General features: G+C 47.2%; 19 protein-coding genes. 5 read left to right on the top strand and 14 right to left on the bottom strand.

Features of this window, described 5'->3' with window-relative positions; genetic code table 11:
• Window positions 1-221 precede the first annotated feature (221 nt).
• The 5 genes from MKX75_RS11390 to MKX75_RS11370 form a co-directional block, all read right to left on the bottom strand.
• On the bottom strand, window positions 222-1,697 hold the full coding sequence (locus MKX75_RS11390; RefSeq protein ID WP_339169640.1) for an aldehyde dehydrogenase family protein: 1,476 nt from the start codon (window positions 1,695-1,697) through the stop codon (window positions 222-224).
• 169 nt (window positions 1,698-1,866) lie between these two features.
• Window positions 1,867-2,406: a GNAT family N-acetyltransferase gene (locus MKX75_RS11385; RefSeq protein ID WP_076330718.1), complete on the bottom strand. Its 540-nt coding sequence runs from the start codon at window positions 2,404-2,406 to the stop codon at window positions 1,867-1,869.
• A 136-nt stretch (window positions 2,407-2,542) separates the two neighbouring features.
• A complete protein-coding gene (locus MKX75_RS11380; protein ID WP_062833875.1) occupies window positions 2,543-2,881 on the bottom strand; it encodes a L,D-transpeptidase in 339 nt (112 codons plus the stop codon).
• Between the two features lie 56 nt (window positions 2,882-2,937).
• On the bottom strand, window positions 2,938-4,047 hold the full coding sequence (gene rsgA / locus MKX75_RS11375; protein WP_339169639.1) for a ribosome small subunit-dependent GTPase A: 1,110 nt from the start codon (window positions 4,045-4,047) through the stop codon (window positions 2,938-2,940).
• A 451-nt stretch (window positions 4,048-4,498) separates the two neighbouring features.
• Window positions 4,499-5,092 (bottom strand): metalloregulator ArsR/SmtB family transcription factor, encoded by a 594-nt coding sequence (locus MKX75_RS11370; protein ID WP_339170430.1) that lies wholly within the window; start codon window positions 5,090-5,092, stop codon window positions 4,499-4,501.
• A gap of 178 nt (window positions 5,093-5,270) precedes the next feature.
• On the opposite strand from MKX75_RS11370, the gene MKX75_RS11365 reads away from it, so the two are divergent.
• The 3 genes from MKX75_RS11365 to MKX75_RS11355 all read left to right on the top strand — a co-directional run bounded on the left by MKX75_RS11365 (window position 5,271) and on the right by MKX75_RS11355 (window position 7,423).
• Window positions 5,271-6,269, top strand: coding sequence for a YpdA family putative bacillithiol disulfide reductase (locus MKX75_RS11365; RefSeq protein WP_076330716.1), 999 nt, complete (start codon window positions 5,271-5,273; stop codon window positions 6,267-6,269).
• 5 nt (window positions 6,270-6,274) lie between these two features.
• A complete protein-coding gene (locus tag MKX75_RS11360; RefSeq protein WP_062835986.1) occupies window positions 6,275-6,718 on the top strand; it encodes a DUF441 domain-containing protein in 444 nt (147 codons plus the stop codon).
• 192 nt (window positions 6,719-6,910) lie between these two features.
• The gene (locus MKX75_RS11355) at window positions 6,911-7,423 is read left to right on the top strand and encodes a hypothetical protein (RefSeq protein ID WP_062833873.1); all 513 of its coding nucleotides are present in this window, start codon (window positions 6,911-6,913) and stop codon (window positions 7,421-7,423) included.
• 95 nt (window positions 7,424-7,518) lie between these two features.
• On the opposite strand, the gene MKX75_RS11350 is transcribed toward MKX75_RS11355, so the two are convergent.
• Together MKX75_RS11350 and MKX75_RS11345 are read right to left on the bottom strand one after the other, a co-directional pair.
• A complete protein-coding gene (locus tag MKX75_RS11350) occupies window positions 7,519-7,968 on the bottom strand; it encodes an NUDIX domain-containing protein (RefSeq protein ID WP_062833872.1) in 450 nt (149 codons plus the stop codon).
• A gap of 77 nt (window positions 7,969-8,045) precedes the next feature.
• Window positions 8,046-8,342 (bottom strand): HesB/YadR/YfhF family protein, encoded by a 297-nt coding sequence (locus tag MKX75_RS11345; protein ID WP_017689086.1) that lies wholly within the window; start codon window positions 8,340-8,342, stop codon window positions 8,046-8,048.
• 485 nt (window positions 8,343-8,827) lie between these two features.
• On the opposite strand from MKX75_RS11345, the gene MKX75_RS11340 reads away from it, so the two are divergent.
• Entirely contained in the window at window positions 8,828-10,573 is a 1,746-nt protein-coding gene (locus tag MKX75_RS11340; RefSeq protein WP_145146960.1) for an ABC transporter transmembrane domain-containing protein, read from the top strand.
• Between the two features lie 12 nt (window positions 10,574-10,585).
• Window positions 10,586-12,676 carry an ABC transporter ATP-binding protein gene (locus MKX75_RS11335; protein WP_339169637.1) on the top strand — a complete coding sequence of 697 codons (2,091 nt, stop codon included), beginning with the start codon at window positions 10,586-10,588 and terminating at the stop codon, window positions 12,674-12,676.
• 194 nt (window positions 12,677-12,870) lie between these two features.
• On the opposite strand, the gene MKX75_RS11330 is transcribed toward MKX75_RS11335, so the two are convergent.
• The 7 genes from MKX75_RS11330 to MKX75_RS11300 form a co-directional block, all read right to left on the bottom strand.
• On the bottom strand, window positions 12,871-13,488 hold the full coding sequence (locus MKX75_RS11330) for a YdcF family protein (protein ID WP_339169636.1): 618 nt from the start codon (window positions 13,486-13,488) through the stop codon (window positions 12,871-12,873).
• Window positions 13,485-14,030: a hypothetical protein gene (locus tag MKX75_RS11325; RefSeq protein WP_062833868.1), complete on the bottom strand. Its 546-nt coding sequence runs from the start codon at window positions 14,028-14,030 to the stop codon at window positions 13,485-13,487. Before MKX75_RS11325 ends, MKX75_RS11330 begins: the two co-directional genes overlap by 4 nt.
• Window positions 14,031-14,129: 99 nt before the next feature.
• Window positions 14,130-14,840, bottom strand: coding sequence for a hypothetical protein (locus MKX75_RS11320; protein ID WP_339169635.1), 711 nt, complete (start codon window positions 14,838-14,840; stop codon window positions 14,130-14,132).
• On the bottom strand, window positions 14,837-15,892 hold the full coding sequence (locus tag MKX75_RS11315; RefSeq protein WP_339169634.1) for an ATP-binding cassette domain-containing protein: 1,056 nt from the start codon (window positions 15,890-15,892) through the stop codon (window positions 14,837-14,839). Before MKX75_RS11315 ends, MKX75_RS11320 begins: the two co-directional genes overlap by 4 nt.
• Before the next feature lie 5 nt (window positions 15,893-15,897).
• Window positions 15,898-17,628: an arginine--tRNA ligase gene (gene argS, locus MKX75_RS11310; protein ID WP_339169633.1), complete on the bottom strand. Its 1,731-nt coding sequence runs from the start codon at window positions 17,626-17,628 to the stop codon at window positions 15,898-15,900.
• Between the two features lie 277 nt (window positions 17,629-17,905).
• Window positions 17,906-18,040 carry a hypothetical protein gene (locus MKX75_RS11305; RefSeq protein WP_303048953.1) on the bottom strand — a complete coding sequence of 45 codons (135 nt, stop codon included), beginning with the start codon at window positions 18,038-18,040 and terminating at the stop codon, window positions 17,906-17,908.
• Between the two features lie 118 nt (window positions 18,041-18,158).
• On the bottom strand, window positions 18,159-18,494 hold the full coding sequence (locus MKX75_RS11300; RefSeq protein ID WP_062833864.1) for a four-helix bundle copper-binding protein: 336 nt from the start codon (window positions 18,492-18,494) through the stop codon (window positions 18,159-18,161).
• Between the last annotated feature and the right edge of the window lie 45 nt (window positions 18,495-18,539).

Genomic DNA, 18,539 nt, shown 5'->3' with positions numbered 1-18,539 from the left:
GGATTTACGGATCGGTTCTTCCGTGTATCCATAAATAACCAGATAGAGATAGCCCCAAACAGCTTTTTTACTCTGATGGGAAACAGGATTTTTATGAGGTGTACAATTGTGCAAAAGCCCGTCCCACCAAGCTGGAGACGGACTTTCGCATGATTTGTCGATCTATCGGTAACCCGTTGCAATCATCCAAAAGTGACCCTGTTAATTCACTCTTTTTCGACTTATAATACTCCCGGATAATCCCGATACTGGTGCTGAATACTGATCCAACGCGTACGTGTAAACTTCTCAATTGCCCAATCACCGCCGAAGCGTCCAATTCCCGATGCTTTCTCACCGCCAAACATCACATGTGCTTCATCGTTCACAGACTGATCATTCACATGCACCATACCAGACTCAATACGCTGGGCAAGCTGGTATCCTCGATTCAGATCTTTGGTGAATACGGAACCACTAAGTCCATACGGGGTATCATTCGCCAAACGTACAGCTTCATGCTCATCCTGCGCCTTCATGATTACTGCCACTGGGCCAAACAATTCCTGCTGCACAATATCCTGTTCAGGTTGGACATCCGCAAGTACAGTAGGAGAAAGCACACTGCCTTTACTGGTCCCCCCGAGTAATAACCGTGCACCTTCGGCCTTGGTTTTGTTCACAAGTTCCAGCAATCGTTCAACCTCTTTTTCCCGAATGAGAGGACCCACGAGTGTTTTGGCATCCGCTGGATCACCTGCCTGCACATTCTTCGTTTTGGCTACAAATGAATCGACGAATTTGTCGTAAATATCGGCATGCACAATGAACCGATTCAGAGCCATGCAGATCTGTCCCTGATGCAGAAACTTGCCAAAGACCGCCGCTTCGGCAGCACGTTCAATGTCCGCATCTTCTAGCACAACCATGGCGTTATTACCGCCCAGCTCCAGTGCCGTTTCTTTCAAATGTTCACCAGCCAATTTACCGATCCCCTTTCCAACTTCTGTGGAACCCGTAAATGAAATCACTTTTGGAACCGGATGAGCAACAAAGTAATCACCGATCTCGCTGCCACTTCCAGCAACGACATTGAGCACGCCCTCAGGCAGTCCCGCCTGTTCAAACAAATCGGCAATAAGCCAGCCTGCTGTAATCGGAGTGTCCGATGCTGGTTTAATAACCACGCCATTGCCAAGAGCAATCGCCGGAGCTACGGATCGCAGGCATAGATGCAAAGGGAAATTCCATGGTCCGATGACACCAATCACTCCCTTGGGCTCCCGAACCACACGGTTCTCTTTGCCAGGAGTATTAGACGGGATAATCTCACCCTTCATACGATAAGGAAAAGATGCTGCTTCATCCACAATGCGTTTGGCAGCTGCGAACTCCGCCTCCGATTTGATACGCGTACTCCCGGATTCCGTGATCAGCAGTTGAATGATCTCCTCTTTCCGCTCTGCCATCAGGGAAGAAACTTTACGCAGTACCTCTTCCTTCTCAGCGGGTAAAGACTTCGCCCATTCTATCGAATTTTTCTGAGCTGATTCATAAGCTTTATCAATGTCTTCTTTGTTGGAAGACCGCCACGTGGCAATAACTTCTCCCGTATAAGGATTGATATTCTCCATTGTTTTCTCGCCGGAGCCCTCTACCCATTGGCCGTTAATATATTGTTTCGTCCATGTTGTATGTTCGATGTCCATTAAAGTCATTGGAATACGCCTCCTGCTCAAGATTAAATGTCACACCTGCATAACAGTGTAATACATCATTAACCTTGTTCAGAATTACGCAAACGTGTAGACATGAAACAACCTTCCATTCCCTGAAGCTTAAGGAGACAACACAATCCACAGTATTTTGCCGCCCCCTGCGTGTCTTTCATCTGTCCGGCAGGCTCTTCTCTCCAAAGAAGTTCAAGTCTTCCCATCCGTAGCCAACTTCGATCAGATCTTGACCAGCGATGCGGATGGACTGTGTATGGACTGGAGTACCTCCCATCTTCTCATAGAAGCGGCAAGCTGAATTACGTTCCAAGGCCCATATGATCAAACTTTTCATATTAAGGGTTCGAAGATGATTAACCACATGTGTAGACAGTCGCTGACCTATGCCCGTTTGTTGAACTTCCTTCAGCAAATATATGGCGTACAGCTCTCCATCATAAGCTAATTTGCCTTCACGCTCCTTACCCCCACAAGCAAATCCGACAATGTTCCCATCAGGCTGTTCAGCTACTACCAAGATCTGATCCTTTTCGCCAGAGCGAATATGCTTTTCCCACTGGGACAATCTTGATTCTGTAGTCAAATGATCCAAAAAATCATCGGGCACAATTCCGCGATACGTTGTTTTCCAACTCTCCGTATGTACATGGGCTATTCCCTCCGCATCCCCTTCACGCGCCTGCCTGATCTGCATGGCTATCACTCGCTTTCTCTCGTAACTGCCGTATTTTCACCATATTATATGTTCTTCTTTCTATAATTCCAAATTGATCCATTATGAACTTATTTACTAAACGGCTACTTTTAACCTTATAAAGTAAAATCCGGCCCTACGGCCGGATCGTTACCCTCGTGCCTACAGATACCTTGGAAGACAGATCCAGTACATCCGAGTTGTACATGCGTATACAACCATGGGAGACGGATTTGCCAATGGACCAAGGCTCATTGGTTCCGTGTATGCCATAATGGGGTGCAGACAGTCCCATCCACAACACGCCAAATGGCCCTCCTGGATTAGATTGTTTGTTAATAATAGTGAACTCCCCGCTCGGAGTCTGTGTGAGCATCTTTCCGGTTGCCACAGGATAGCCCTTGATCACCTGATTGCCATCCAGAAGATATAACATATGGTCAGACAGATCGACAATGATCCTATAATCTGGCATAATGACATCCCTCCTGACCTATCTTATGCAAGATAGCAGATGATGCCCGCCTGATTTCAGGCTTCCTCCCACTCTTTCACACTACGGGAGTGCTTGGGTTTGCGACTACTGGCCGGTTTGCTGGAGGCTGTACGCCTTCTCGTTGCCACTTCTTCTTTACGTTGTTGATATTGCAATTCTTTCTGCATCTTCAGATAATTGCTCAGCCGTTTTTCATCCAATGTACCATCTTGTATGGCCTCTTTCACTGCACATCCAGCTTCCCTTGTATGACTGCAATCCAGAAATCTGCACGTGGCGGCAAGTTCTTCAATTTCTCCAAACGCATGGGACAATCCATCACTGCCTTCATCCCAGAGATTAAGCTCACGCATGCCTGGAGTATCGATCAATACAGCTCCCTGTGGGAGTACAAACATCTCCCGGTGTGTTGTTGTATGTCTCCCACGGCTGTCTCCCTCACGGACGGATTGTGTAAGCTGTACATCCTCACCCATCATCCAGTTCACCAGCGTAGACTTGCCACTGCCAGAAGATCCTGTGAGCGCAACAGTCAACCCTGGTTGCAAATATCTTTCCAGTAACGATTTGCCTTGGTCCTCCACAGCGGATATCGCGAGCACTTCAACGCCTGGAGCTACTCCTTCTACACTTCGGATCTGTTCCTCCACATTGTTGCACAGATCACTTTTGCTCAGGACAATGACTGGTCTTACCCCACCATTCCATGCCATCAGCACGTATCTTTCGAGCCGTCTAAGGTTGAAATCATGATTAAGTGCTGCCACGATCAGCAGTGTATCGACGTTGGCGGCGATTAATTGTTCCTTGGTCACCGGACCTGCGGCTTGTCTCGAGACCCGGCTCTGACGTGGCACCAGATTGTGAATAATCGCTTCTTCACCTGCCTGACCTGTAATGGCCACCCAATCTCCAACCGCTGGTGCCAAGCTGGTCTCCAGACTATCATGACGCATTCGGCCCGAAATTCTTCCCCAGCATTCGCCCTCTTCTGTAATCAGACGTTGCAGATGTCCATGGTCTGCGATAATTCTGGCTGGCTTTTTCTCCTGCTCTTCCATCCCTGTCTCTTGCCACAGTTCCTGCCACTTTGCAGACCAGCCGTACTTCTTAATATGGATATCTAAAATAAAAATTCCTCCCAAAATAAGTTGTTTACTTCGTGCAAGCCGAGTGAACCATCATCTCCGGTGTTCAGATCAAAACAAAAAAACCACGGGTAAGAATACACCCGCGGCAATAAGTAGTTAGCCGAACCACAGAGCTACCCCTTCATCGTTATACCGGACATATACTTAACTATCCGCTATAAATAATTCAGGAACACCCTTTTATCGGCAAACAAAAAAGCCACGGGTGCTTCACCCGTGGCTTCATCTGAGCATGTTACGATACTTCACGTTACAATGGGTATTGCTACCCATTTAACGCAAAATTACATGCATTGATCCGTTCCGGAGACGCTGTTCATATTCAAATTAACGTATACAGCATTTAAGTTTGTCATAAACAATCGCCTCCCTTGTAGAATTATCCATTATGTTACACACTGAGCTTTGCAGTTGTCAAGCCCAAACTATATTTTACCCGTCTACTTTATTTGACCTGATCCCAGCGCGTCCACATTTCCTTCGGATTCAATTCATAGATCTCCTCTTCCCGGTACATGAACTGATGCATGATAAATTCCCGACGAATCGTGGCAAAGTCTTCATGGTATTGCTTTATAAATGTATTGATTTCTTTTTCCGTATACTTCCAACCGAATTCAAGCTGCTCTACCAGATGACCAAGTACAATCAGTTTTTTCTTATATTGAGCCGGAATCTGACGCAGTCGTCCATCTTTGGAGAAAAAATTTCTCATGACCGACGCTTTCAATGTTTCGTTCACATCACTCATATCCGTAACCTCCTCTCGCTTGAAGATAAAATCAACCGAAGCCTGTGCATTTTCACGGATAAACGAAGGATTGAGTGTGAAATACACGGTGTTTTTCTCCCGTCGTTCCTTGATCAGCGCCGCCTCTCTCAGCTTGGAAGCATGATGTGTCACGGTTGGCTGTGACAGATTGAGCCGCTCGGCAAGGGCCTGTCCGTGCAGTTCACCCTGGGCCAACAGCAGCAGCATGCGCAGCCGGGTCGGGTCAGCTAACGCTTTATGATAAGCTACAATTTTCTCCAGCTGCATCATCGTTCATCTCACTTTCAATTATATAAATATCTAATTTGATATTAATCTTTTCCTCTCTCCACGTCAACTCCTTTGGATTCAAGGAAGCCTGTCTGGGTTAAACTCACGCTTGAACTGGCATTAGCCCGTTATTTACGGTAGGATTATATTGCTTGAAATAAGGAGGATTAAGAACATGGAAGATGTCATTATTATCGGCGGAGGCCCATGCGGTCTGTCTGCTGCCATTGAATGCGAGCGGCTGGGACTGTCCGCTGTGATTGTTGAGAAATACAATATCGTCCAATCTATTTATCTGTATCCAACCCATATGCAGTTTTTCAGCACAGCCGAGCTGCTTGAGATCGGAAACGTTCCGTTCAGCACACCTAATGATAAACCGTTTCGTTATGAAGCACTCGCCTATTATCGCAGGGTAGCCGAACATTTTGGCCTGCGTGTTCATAACTATGAGGAAGCCCGTGAGATCAAACGCAAGGATGATGGCACGTTTGAGGTACATACGCTCAATCGACGCGGGGAGGCCATCGTACATGTTGGACGCAATGTAGTTGTAGCTACCGGTTATTTTGACCATCCTAACTATCTGGGCATTCCTGGAGAAGACAAAGATAAAGTAACCCACTATTTCCGGGAAGCCCACCCTTATACCCGTACGCGTGTTGCCATTATTGGTGGAAGCAACTCCGCGGTGGACGCGGCCATGGAACTGGTTCGTGTCGGAGCACATATTGATATGGTTTATCGCGGCAGTGGTCTGTCTGAACACATCAAACCATGGGTACGTCCGCTATTCGAAAGCATGGTGACAAAAGGCCGTATCACGCTTCATCTGGAATCACGCGTGAATGAAATATTGGATGATTCGATTCGTCTGATACACACGGATGGTTCCACTAGCGAACTGGATAACGACTTTGTTCTGGCCATGACCGGTTTCCGCCCGGATCGCCATCTGCTCGCTTCCGTAGGTGTAGAGATGTCCGATGATATGGATAAACCCGTATATGATGCGCAAACGATGGAAAGCAGCGTACCTGGTATATACGTGGGCGGAGTCATCGCTTCTGGGCGTAATGCCAATGAAGTCTTTATTGAATCCGGACGCTGGCATGGTAGGTACATTGCGGAACATATCGTTAGCAGACAACGTGGACAGACTGAAGGGAAATGAAGACCATGGACATGACCTCCCTGCTGTTGCTCGGATTTGCGGCCCTCGGGATTATCAGCAGCAACACACCGGTGACCGTAGCGATGGTATTTCTGTTGTTGCTACGAGTTCTGAACCTGAATCAGGCATTTCCATGGCTCGAAAAATACGGACTTACACTGGGAATTATCATTCTGACCATTGGCGTGATGGCACCTCTTGCTAGTGGCAAAATGAGTCTGCAGACCATCGGCGAGTCTTTCCTGCACTGGAAATCACTGCTCGCCATTGGCGTAGGATTACTAGTGGCATATCTCGGTGGACGAGGCGCTACGCTGATGGGTACACAACCAACTGTCGTTGCCGGGCTGTTAATCGGAACGGTACTCGGCGTTGCTCTGTTCAAGGGTGTTCCTGTGGGGCCATTGATCGCGGCGGGAATATTGTCGTTGTTACTGGGCAAATCCTGATCCGGGTTGTGAGGGTGTGACCTGACATGCTCTGCAGATTGGCTGTATTTCCCACCGTTGTGTGATATACTTCTATTCATGCAAATTATGTACATGAGTCTACAACAGAATAATCGATATTGTGGTTATGCTGTTGCAGGAAATTATAGATTCACTTTGCAACTATTAATGGCGCAGGAGGATTAAGGAACCATGTCACGTCAGTTTATTACAGAAGCCGTGATGGTGGCCATTTACGGTCAATTGCTAGCGCCGCCCGCGCCTGTTGAATATATTGTTCCTTATACCACCATCCTTGAGCTATATGAATTCCAGACCAGTCCTGATCCCATGATGGATAACCCGGCAGATGACCAGCATGTGAAATCCAAAATCAATGAAATGATTTCTTATTTCGAGGAACCACTGAATAAGAAAAAAATAGAGCGTGCATTACTTGTTCCATGGGCAAAAAGCCCTTCCATTCTATTTGGTGACCAAGTATCCATTGCCATTATCAATGCTGTAGATACGGCACAGTACGGAGAGTATTTCGATCCCATTGAGACCGAACTGCTGCTGACATCTCAGCGCCTGAGTATCCCGATTCTCACCGATCAGGTTGAACTGATTGCACGTATTATTGAGTCTGAATCACCTGTACAGGTATTTGATATTGATGATTTTGATTTTGCAATGGATGATGAACCACTGGATCAGGTGTAATTCATCACGGAGTGCACGGAAATCCGAAAACAAAAAATGACCTCAGTACCCACTTTATTGTGGATACCGAGGTCATTTTTGCGTCAACACTTATTTTATTCCGCAATATCCTGCGCTAACAGAATTCGGCTAATCTCATTCAGAGGTGGTAACGACTCCAGCGCAAAAAACTTCAGACCCGCATCACTATTTACACGCGATTCCACAAGGTCATCCTGAATGATCTGTGTCCGGAACAAGGCAATGACATAATACTCTTCATCTCCGCTCGCATGCAGATACCGAAGATCAGGCCCCGAATACAGACCTTCCAGTGTCATGGTATTGGTCGTCCAACCTGTCTCTTCCCATAACTCCCGGTGTGCAGCATCCTCAATGGCTTCACCTGGACGCATCTCACCGGCTGGCATACGCCAATAACCATGCTCAGCGTGCTGAATCAGCAGCAATTCACCTTGTTCGTTCTCAGCCCGCACCGCCGCTTTTACAACAATATGAGAGCGTTTTGCGATATACTGGGCCAAATCTCGGGCTGGCAGATTCACTGCTTATCCCCTCCTCCTACTCGGAAGCCGGTGGCGACCTGTGATTCATCTATTGCTTTGCAGAATACATCAAGACATTATATTTCAGTATAACGATATTCGATATCCTGACCTTCATCAACGATATCCACATGCAGTTGGTGCCCTTTCAGATACCAATAATCGTGATCTTCCATAAAGAATTGAATCCCCGACACTTCGGTTTGATCCGCAGGATGTCTTGGTTTCTCCACAGCAATGCCGAGCGAAAATCCAGGATGAAGACCTCCGCCAGAGCTATAACGGGCAAAAAATCGGATGCTGTCTCCCTCGTTCAAATTCAGTTCTTCCTTGTACCAGCGAGCAGCTTGATCGGATACATGTATGGTACTCATTTGGTGTCAGCTCCTTCTGTATATATATGTTCCATCATATCGCTACAAGGACCTGAATACAAACCCGAGTAACCACATAAAGACAAAATAAGTTGTGAAAAATGTTTGACAGATTGTAAAAGCCGGTGTTAAGATGCAAACATACGAGGTCTACATTGCATTTATTTCCAAAAAAAGAAAGGGTGATTACGGTGTTTAACAAACATATGATAGGTCAATTCAGCACACAATTAAATACCGGAGCACACCCGAAATCATTATTCTGTTCATAAGTCGGCATGACAAGACGTTCTTTCATTAGAACCTCTGTGATGTTTACTCACAATCGAACTTATGTATGGTAGCGGCTCTGTTCTCCGAGCCATGCTGCCGTATGACATATGAAGACATACCGCCTGCGTGCGGTATGTCTTTTTTTGTGGGTACATTTCGGCATACATGAACAGAATCTGCATTTCACGGACATTGAAAGGAAGGGATAACACGTGTTCTCTGTACTTAAAAACCTGGCCTGGTTCTTCCGGCTGGAACGCAAACGATACCTGACCGGTGTCATCTTGCTTATTCTGGTGGGCGTTGCTGAACTGCTGCCTCCTCGTCTTCTTGGTAATGCCATCGACGAGATTGTGCGTGGTTCCATTACAGGCGCCTCACTTACCCGTTATATCTTGCTTATTCTGGGAACGGTCATCATTATCTATCTGGTTACATACGTTTGGATGCATAAACTGTTTGGTGGTGCCAATCTGGTGGAGCGGTTACTTCGTTCACGCTTCATGGACCACTTGTTACGGATGACTCCTCCCTTTTTTGAGAAAAACAGAACGGGAGATCTGATGGCTCGGGCCACCAATGACCTTCGTTCCATTGCTACTACAGCAGGCTTTGGCATGCTGACCTTAACAGACTCTACGGCCTTTCTGGCCACTGTATTGTTCGCAATGGGCTTCCTGGTCAGCTGGAAACTGACCCTGGCGGCAATCCTGCCTTTACCTTTTATCGCCATTGCCATGATGATCTATGGTAAAGCTGTACATCAACGTTACACTCTGGCACAGGATGCATTCGGAGATATGAATGACCAAGTGTTGGAATCCATCGCCGGTATTCGTGTCGTGCGCGCCTATGTGCAGGAACGTCTGGACGAGAAACGGTTCGCCGATGTGACCGAAGATGTATATCGCAAAAACCTGGCCGTTGCCAGAATGGATGCCCTGTTCGAACCAACCATCCGACTCTTCGTTGGACTCAGTTATGTGATTGCACTTGCCTACGGCATATATCTTGTATTCCATAATGAAATTACCTTGGGAGATCTCGTATCGTTCAATATGTACCTGGGGATGATGATCTGGCCCATGTTCGCCATCGGCGAATTGATTAACCTGATGCAGCGCGGTAGCGCTTCACTTGATCGGGTCAATGAAACTTTATCCGTAGAACCTGCTGTACAAGATGTGGAGCAACCTGCTCATGTTACGAATCCGGAAGAAATTGCGATGCAGGATGTTACCTTCCGTTACCCTAGCTCCACTGTCGACAATCTCAGTCATATCAGCTTTTCGCTACGACGTGGTCAAACATTGGGTGTTGTCGGTCGTACGGGTAGCGGCAAGTCTACTTTGCTCAAACAACTGCTTCACGAATACCCTGCTGGTTCGGGCACATTAAGCATCTCGGGTCATCCCATTCAGGATATCGCCAAAGATGACTTGCACAGCTGGATCGGGTATGTACCCCAGGAACAAGTCCTGTTCTCCAAATCGGTTCGTCAGAACATTCAATTTGGTAAGCCTGGTGCCAGTGATGAAGTGATTATGGAAGCCATTCGTACCGCCGCTTTTGACGGAGATCTGGGAACCTTGTCCGATGGACTGGATACACTCGTTGGTGAAAAAGGAATCTCTCTGTCCGGTGGACAGAAACAGCGGGTATCGCTGGCGCGTGCCTTTATCGCTAACCCTGATATTCTGATTCTGGATGATGCCTTGTCTGCTGTCGATGCACGTACGGAAGCTAAAATCATTGAAAATATTCGCAACAAACGCTCGGGTAAAACTACGCTGATCTCGACTCATCGCCTGTCCGCTATCGAACATGCTGACCGAATCATCGTACTGGAGCACGGGAAAATTACGGAAGAAGGCACTCACCAGGAACTGTTAGCCATGAACGGATGGTACCGTGAACAGTATGAACGGCAACAGGTCGAGTCCAATCTGTCCACGTAGGAGGTCAATTCATTGAAGTCTAATACAGGCAAAAGGCTGCTTGATTACGCCTTAAAAGCCAAAGGAACATTTATCGCTGCATTAATTATGCTTACCATTGGTGTTGCGGCCGAGCTCGCCGGGCCGTTCATCGCCAAATCCATGATCGACAATCATTTGCTCGCGATTGAGCAGCCTTTCTATGAGACGACAGCTTCGGATGAAGCCGCAGTCTATAACGGTAAGAACTACAAACGCGAAGGCTTGTTCGAACCGGATGAAAACAAAGGTTCTGAAGTGCGAGTATTACAAGCCGGTAGAAGTTTTTATTTTGTAAATGAACCGGTAAGTGCACCTGACGGGGACCGCGTCTATGCGGATGGAACCCTTACGGTTACACGCGCAGGCGAAGTGACCGGCCAATATGCGGCAGCGCCCCTGTCCGCTGGTGAACTCTTTGCTTTTTACAAACCGGAGATGCCCAGCATCTATCAATTAATTATGTACTACATGATCTTCCTCGTGATCTCGGTCATTATGGAGTTCGGTAAAACATTCTGGCTGCAGTCTTCAGCCAATAAGGTTATTCAAAGACTGCGTAACGATGTATATGCCCATATTCAGCGACTGCCGGTGCACTTTTTTGATAATCTGCCCGCAGGTAAAGTTGTATCTCGAGTCACGAACGATACAGAAGCCGTCAAGGATCTGTTCGTTGCCGTTCTTTCGAACTTTTTCTCAGGGATCATCACAATTACTGGTGTGTATGTCGCACTCTTCCTGCTCGATGTTCGCCTCGGCTTGATCTCATTATTCGTCGTGCCGATGCTCATTGCGTGGATTGTGCTCTATCGCAAATTCGCCACTCGCTACAATACAATTATTCGATCACGACTGAGTGAGATCAATGCAATTATTAACGAGTCCATTCAGGGTATGTCCATTATCCGAGTATTCCGCCATCAGAAACAAACCAAACAGGAATTCGAAGATCTGAATGATGACTATATGAAACACCAGAACAAAATGCTTAACCTGAATGCCTTCACCTCACACAACCTGGTTAACGTATTGCGGAATATCGCCTTTGCGGTGGTCCTGTGGTACTTCGGTTCCAGCGTGTTGGATGGCACAAGTATTATCTCACTGGGTGTTCTGTATGCTTTCGTCGATGTCCTGGGCCGCTTGTTCCAGCCGATTACCGGCATGGTGAATCAGCTTGCCAACCTGGACTCCTCTCTCGTATCCGCTGGTCGCGTCTTTGAGCTGATGGATGAAAAGGGAGAAGCCGTAACCGATGGCTCTATGCCAAGATACAAAGGGAATGTTGTATTTGACGATGTATCCTTTGCCTATAAGAAGGATTTCGTACTCAACAATATTTCGTTTAAAGCATCCCAAGGTCAGACGGTCGCTCTGGTCGGTCATACCGGTTCCGGTAAAAGCTCGATCATCAACCTGCTGTTCCGGTTCTATGATCCGCAAAAAGGCAAGATCACGATCGACGGTCAGAACGTCAAGGATCTGCCCAAACAGTGGATTCGCGAGCATATGGGGATTGTATTGCAGGACCCGTATCTGTTCACAGGCACTATTGCTTCCAACGTCAGTCTCGGCGATGAGAAGATCTCCCGTGAGCGAATTGAACAGGCGCTGCGTGATGTAGGCGCTGAACGTATCCTGGCTCATTTGCCTCAAGGCTTTGACGAACCTGTCATCGAAAAAGGAAGCACATTGTCTGCTGGACAGCGTCAGTTGATCTCCTTTGCTCGTGCACTGGCGTTTGATCCAGCCATCCTCATTCTGGATGAAGCGACTGCTAATATTGATACGGAAACGGAAGCATTGATTCAGAACGCACTCGAAGTCCTCAAAAAAGGACGCACCACCTTCATCATTGCTCACCGTCTGTCCACCATTCGTTCGGCAGATCAAATTCTGGTTCTGCATCGCGGGCGTATCGTTGAGCAAGGTGCACATGATGACCTGATGGAGCTTAAAGGCCGCTATTATAAGATGTATCAGCTTCAGCAAGGTGCGCAAGCAGCAGCGGGTGCAAGCAGCGAGAATCGGTCGGGCGAGATCATTCCAACCTCAACCTCCTTTGCCGGAGGCAATGCATAACATAGTTAATACAGAAATTCTTGTACTAACTAATCAGAAATGATATGCACTCAACAGGCAACACAAAAACCGATCTACACGGCTACCTTAGGGGTTTGCGGTGTAGATCGGTTTTTTATTTTTATCTGGGCTATGCTCCGATACTGTTTATTTAGCTCGAACAAAAAAACAATCCGCGCACAACCTCACGGCTGCTACGGATTGTCTATCCATCCTTTGATCGTATATCCCATGTACATCACGGTCTCTCTTGCGAGAAAAGGAAACTTGCTGCGCCAGGTTCGATAAGCCGTAGTACGTGTCGGAGATGGTACGGCATCCATACCCAATCCAGCAGCCAGCTTCATGGCCCTTTTCATATGTAAAGGATCACTCACAATCGTATACGTGTGATAACCGGCCTGTTCACCTATTGGAATTGAATTGCTCAGATTCTCCTCGGTGATTCGAGATTCGGTCTCTACGCGAATGTCCGCTGGATCTACTCCTTGTGCAATGGCATACTTCTGACCTACTTCAGCTTCCGTATGTTCTCCATCACCACTTGACCCGCCTGTAAAAATTAGATTATGAACGGTGCCCTGACGGTATAATTCAATCCCGTGTTCAATACGTTCACGAAATACAGGTGAAGGGTTATCCCCCTCCACGGCCGCACCCAGAATGATCGCTGCATCCGATATCCTGGACGAATCCTCATCCGTATATGCCAATATACGTGCTACCGTAACCACAGTCCATAGAATTCCGACCAATACTACAGCCAGAGCCGTAATTACAATCCAGTGTTTCATTTTGCGTTTGCTTTTCATTCATTCTCTTCCAAAGCCCTTGCGTGCATGCTCTCCGCATGCATACGTTCCAGCGTTTGCAAAGCTGCTGCGGATTCAGCATCCAGACCAAGCTCAGCAATCCAGGCACCCGTATATTGCTGAAGACTGATCTCCAGCTCCTGTGCACGGTCTTTGAAATCCTCCAATTCCTTAATCATGCGTGATCGTCCTTCCGGACTGAATGTCTCATGGATTCGTTCCTTGAAATAATGATGTACGATTCGGTTACGTTGCTGCCACAATTCATTCAATTGGTGAGTCTCTTCCTCAGAAAAGGTAAAATGATGGCGTACCTCATGAATGAGCTGCCCTAGTGAACTGCTCATTTTTCGTTCGTACAGATCTTCCAGATCCTCTTCAGACACGGCCTTGCCCTGAGACATTTTCATTAATAAAATCAGATTGACCAGCTGCTGTTCAAGCGCCTGACCGTAGTACACGGCCAATCCGTAATAGGCAAACAATTCCCTGGAGTGTTCGCTGTCCAGCATGTCACCATTCTGGATGTCTGTATTTTGCATATGCGAGCGCCCCCTTCAACCGTACAATGTTATCCATTCCATGTCCCTCTATCCTAACCAAACCAAGAGCAACATTCAAGTTATGGGGAAGCGCGACTTCTAACTCCGTAGATCTCTTCTTCCGGACAGCCACACATGGATAATTAATAACCCCGATGCATAGAGCACAGTCCATAGCGTAACCGAAACAAAGGAGCTCATTTTTGATTCATCGAATAACATCATCTCACGAACCTGATAAAAGGCTGGTGGCAGAATACGCCCAAGCCATTGTAACGATTCAGGCAGACGTTCACTTAAGGAAACCTGGATAAATGATAGTAATAGTACAATAATGAGGGCCGGCATACTACGACTAAGTAAAGGAATGTATGATTTTTGAAAAAATACACTGATGCCCAATCCCAGTAGCGATAATCCCAGATGTCCTAACCAAGTCATCATCCACTCCTCACCCGTGGGTTGTCTCTCGAACATTCCCGCGAACACGGGATACAGCACAGTGATTGCGGTGAGCATGAATTGCATGATCCAGGCACAGATGAGTTGACTTGTTACAACCTTACGCCTGCTTCCTGCATGAAGGACAAGCAGTTGATACTGCCTCGCAGGTTCCGTATTCATCACCATTACTCCGAGCCAAGCAGCTGCCAGAAATAAGAGCATAGCCGTGACACTGTAACTGTCTGCAATAGGATTAGGTTTGTAGGAATAGATCAGCAGCATGGTGATGATATAAAAGATAACTGGTGCAAAATATTTCTGTGAACGGATGTGATGCCTTAACAAATATCGGGTCAGATAGATCATTGGACCTTTCTCCCCTCAGCGTCCATGGGAGGGGTTAACCCCATTGATTCTGGGACGACCCCACGACTCGAACATACAGCTGGATGTTGGCCTTCCAGCAGACTTTCCATATGTAATTGACTTTCTTCCTGTTGTACAGACACAACCGAACCTCCGGATGCCAGAATCATTCTAAGAACATCATCTGTTGATTTCTGAGATACTTTCCAATCCCACAACCAAGATTTGGATTTCTCCGAGCTCGTATTACGAACTAAAGACAGTACTCCCGGTTGTTGTACAACGGATGGATTGTTGGCCAGATCCTCTCCAGCTTCCGTCAGACTTTGAATACGTACAACGGGTTCGTCAGCTTGTAATACATCCTCACGACTCCAGTAGCGGAGCACACGACCTTTCTTCAACACAATCACCTGGTCTGCCAAACATTCAATAAGCAACGGTTCATGGCAAGCTGTAACGATGGATGTTCCTTCATCCTTCCATTGTCCCAATAAGGATACAACTGCCTCTTGAGCTGGAATATCCAAGCCTGATAAAGGTTCATCCAGCAACAAAAGACCACCCGGTCCAGGTAACAGGGCCTGAATCAAATTTACTTTTTGCAGTGTGCCCTTCGATAATAAGGGTAACTTCTGATCGATCGCGGTATCCAGATATAAAAGTTCACTAAGTTCTCTAATCCGCTCACGGAGTATTTCGGGGCGGATGCCCCGAATCCGTCCCATGTCCCACAAGTACTCTCCAGAGGTGAAAGGTAACCGTGGCAGGCCATCTACTGCATACCCATCAGAACCCTTCATTGTGCGCTGGATCGATCCTGTATCAGGTAACAAACTGCCCCCCAATATACGTAGCAACGTGCTTTTGCCAGAACCGTTTCTGCCCACAAGCACAGCACATTCGCCCTGCTTCACCTCTAGATTAATTTGATTCAGCACCTGAGCAGTACCTAATCGCTTGCTCACTTGTTGAAGCAATATACCTCGACCTGATGAGTCTGGTGTAGCTTGATCGGACTTCTTGAAAAGACCACGTGTACTCCATGTCATTGGGATCACATCCGTTCCGGAGCCTGCACACCAAGCAAATACAGACTGTATGCAAGGCGTTCGGCAGTCCGTTCGGCCAAGGCTACCCGGAAAGATCTTACCTCAGATGGCGCATCTGCAATCCGTTCAGCGTGATAGAAGCGGTTGAACGCTTGAGCGACATCTATCGTATATTTGGCAATGACCGAAGGCTCATTCCGATGAATGGCTTTTTCCAGATACTCGGGATATTCACCGAGCAGTTTCAGCAAGGCCCATGAGGTATCTCCGATGCTGGATGAAGTGGTCCCTGTTTTATTTACATCATCTGCAATCGTGCCGTTAGTCAGATGGTTTTCATTTTCCATACGGATCGCCTCTTCTGCCTTTGCCAGTACACTTTGAATCCGGGCATGCGTGTATTGCACATAAGGTCCGGTCTCCCCTTCAAAACTCACCGCATCCTCCAGGGAGAAGTCCACATCATTTAACCGATTATTACGCAGATCACCGAAGATAATGGCACCGACACCAACAGCCTCAGCCACCTTCTGAGGGTTCTCCAGATTCGGGTTTTTCTCCTGAATAATCTGCAAGGCACGAGCAACTGCCTCATCCAACACTTCCTGCAAAAAGACGACTTTACCCCGGCGGGTAGACATTTTTCGTCCCTCAAAACGCATTAAGCCAAACGGGATATGTTCACACTTCGCAGACCATTCATGCCCCATCCGGGATAGGACCGCAAATACCTGCCGGAAATGTAACTTCTGCTCCCCTCCAACCACGTATAACAACCGATCTGCCTTCATCACCTCATGACGATAAACCGCCGTAGCCAAATCCCGTGTAGGATAGATTGTTGTTCCGTCTTTTTTGATAATCAGGCACGGGGGCATGTTCTCATCCTCCAGACGTACCACAAGTGCTCCATCACTCTCTTCAAGTAAACCTTTCGCCTTGAGTTCTTCAACCACCGCGCCCATCTTGTCATTGTAAAAGCTTTCCCCCAGCGTATGGTCAAATTGTACGTTCAGACGTTCATACATCCGGTTGAATTCCTTCATGCTCACTTCTACAAAGAACGCCCATAACCGTTGTGCTTCCTCGTCCCTTTGCTCCAGCTTGCGGAACCAGTCCCGTGCCTCAATCTCCAGAGAAGGATCGTTCTCCGCCTCATCGTGGAAACGTACATACAGCTCAAGGGACGTGCGGATCGGGTCTGCCTGCAACGCTTCATCATTGCCCCACCGTTTGTATGCTGCGATCTGCTTGCCAAACTGGGTTCCCCAGTCTCCCAGATGATTCACACTCACAGAGGTATAACCCGCTTCGTTGTACAACCGATACAATGCTGCACCGATTACAGTAGAACGCAAATGTCCAATTCCGAAGGGTTTCGCGATGTTAGGGGAAGACATATCAATCACAACACGTGAACCTTGACCAAGCTGAAGCTTACCAAATGCCCCATTCCCCAGTTCTTTCAGCAGATTCGGCGCGAGCTTCTCCCGGTTAAAACGGATATTTACATACGGACCGGCGGGAGTCGCTTCAATTCCAGATACCTGCAATCCCGTTGCGAGCTCAGTTGCAATGACTGCCGGTGCTTTCTTTAATGACTTCGCTAAAGTAAAACAAGGGAATGCTGCATCACCCATTTCCGCCTGCGGTGGGACCTCCAGTAATCTCATAACCTCTTTTTCATTCAATCCCGTTAAAGGGGCAATATCGGACGCAGCCTGCTTCATCAACATGTTGAACACTCCTAATCCATTCATTATTAGCTGAAAATAAACACAAAAAAGCTCTCGTCTCTACATAAGAGACGAGAGCTGAATTAACAGTTCCCGCGGTACCACTCTAGGTGAACAGCTACTCCTGATATGCATCAAGATGCATACCAGTAAAACCTGTTCCGCTCGATGCGTATAACGGTCGCAAGCCGGATTACCCTCAGACAGATATGGCCTATCCCAATCGGGATACGTACATCTTTTCGGATAACCATCTCACGGGTGCGGTTCACTCAGGTCATGTCATACCGGCTTCCACCTCTCCCGGCTCGCTGTCATGTATGGATCTGGCTACTCTCCCGATCATCGATATTCTTCGTTTCAATTCATTGCCATCATTATACATACCACGATCAGACTTGGCAACCCGCATTAAAAATCCCCTACTGAAGGCAACACATAGGCACACCGTCTCAGATGCCTGTGTTCGCTGCTTCCCTTAGGGGACCAACATATTATCCGTTTAATTATATATTCCAGAGAAATGATATTTACGCTACTGCTGCCATCAAGCGGCAAGCTTCTGCACATCTGCGGCAAGCCTCTGCACATGCTTGACAGTGATCATGCTGGTGTTTACCACACTCTGCGGCGCAAGCTTCACAAGCTTTCACACACAATTCGCATATTTCGGCAATGAAATCACTTCCACGCGTCATCGCTTGTGCAGCAAAACTGCAAATCTCCGCACATTCCCGATTCAAACGAATGCAATCACGCAGCATCGCCAGATCATATTCTTTCAGACTCGATATGTAACATACGTTGCAAGCATTCATGCACTCCAGGCAAGCATCGATACATTGTTGATATTGTTGTTGTGTCATTTAAAGTTACCTCCCAGGCAAAGTTTGCTATGCTTCTTAATACCC

It is taken from the genome of Paenibacillus sp. FSL R5-0341, from assembly GCF_037975235.1.
GTDB classification, from domain to species: Bacteria; Bacillota; Bacilli; order Paenibacillales; family Paenibacillaceae; genus Paenibacillus; species Paenibacillus amylolyticus_A.
This window is presented reverse-complemented; position numbering and strand designations above follow the sequence as displayed.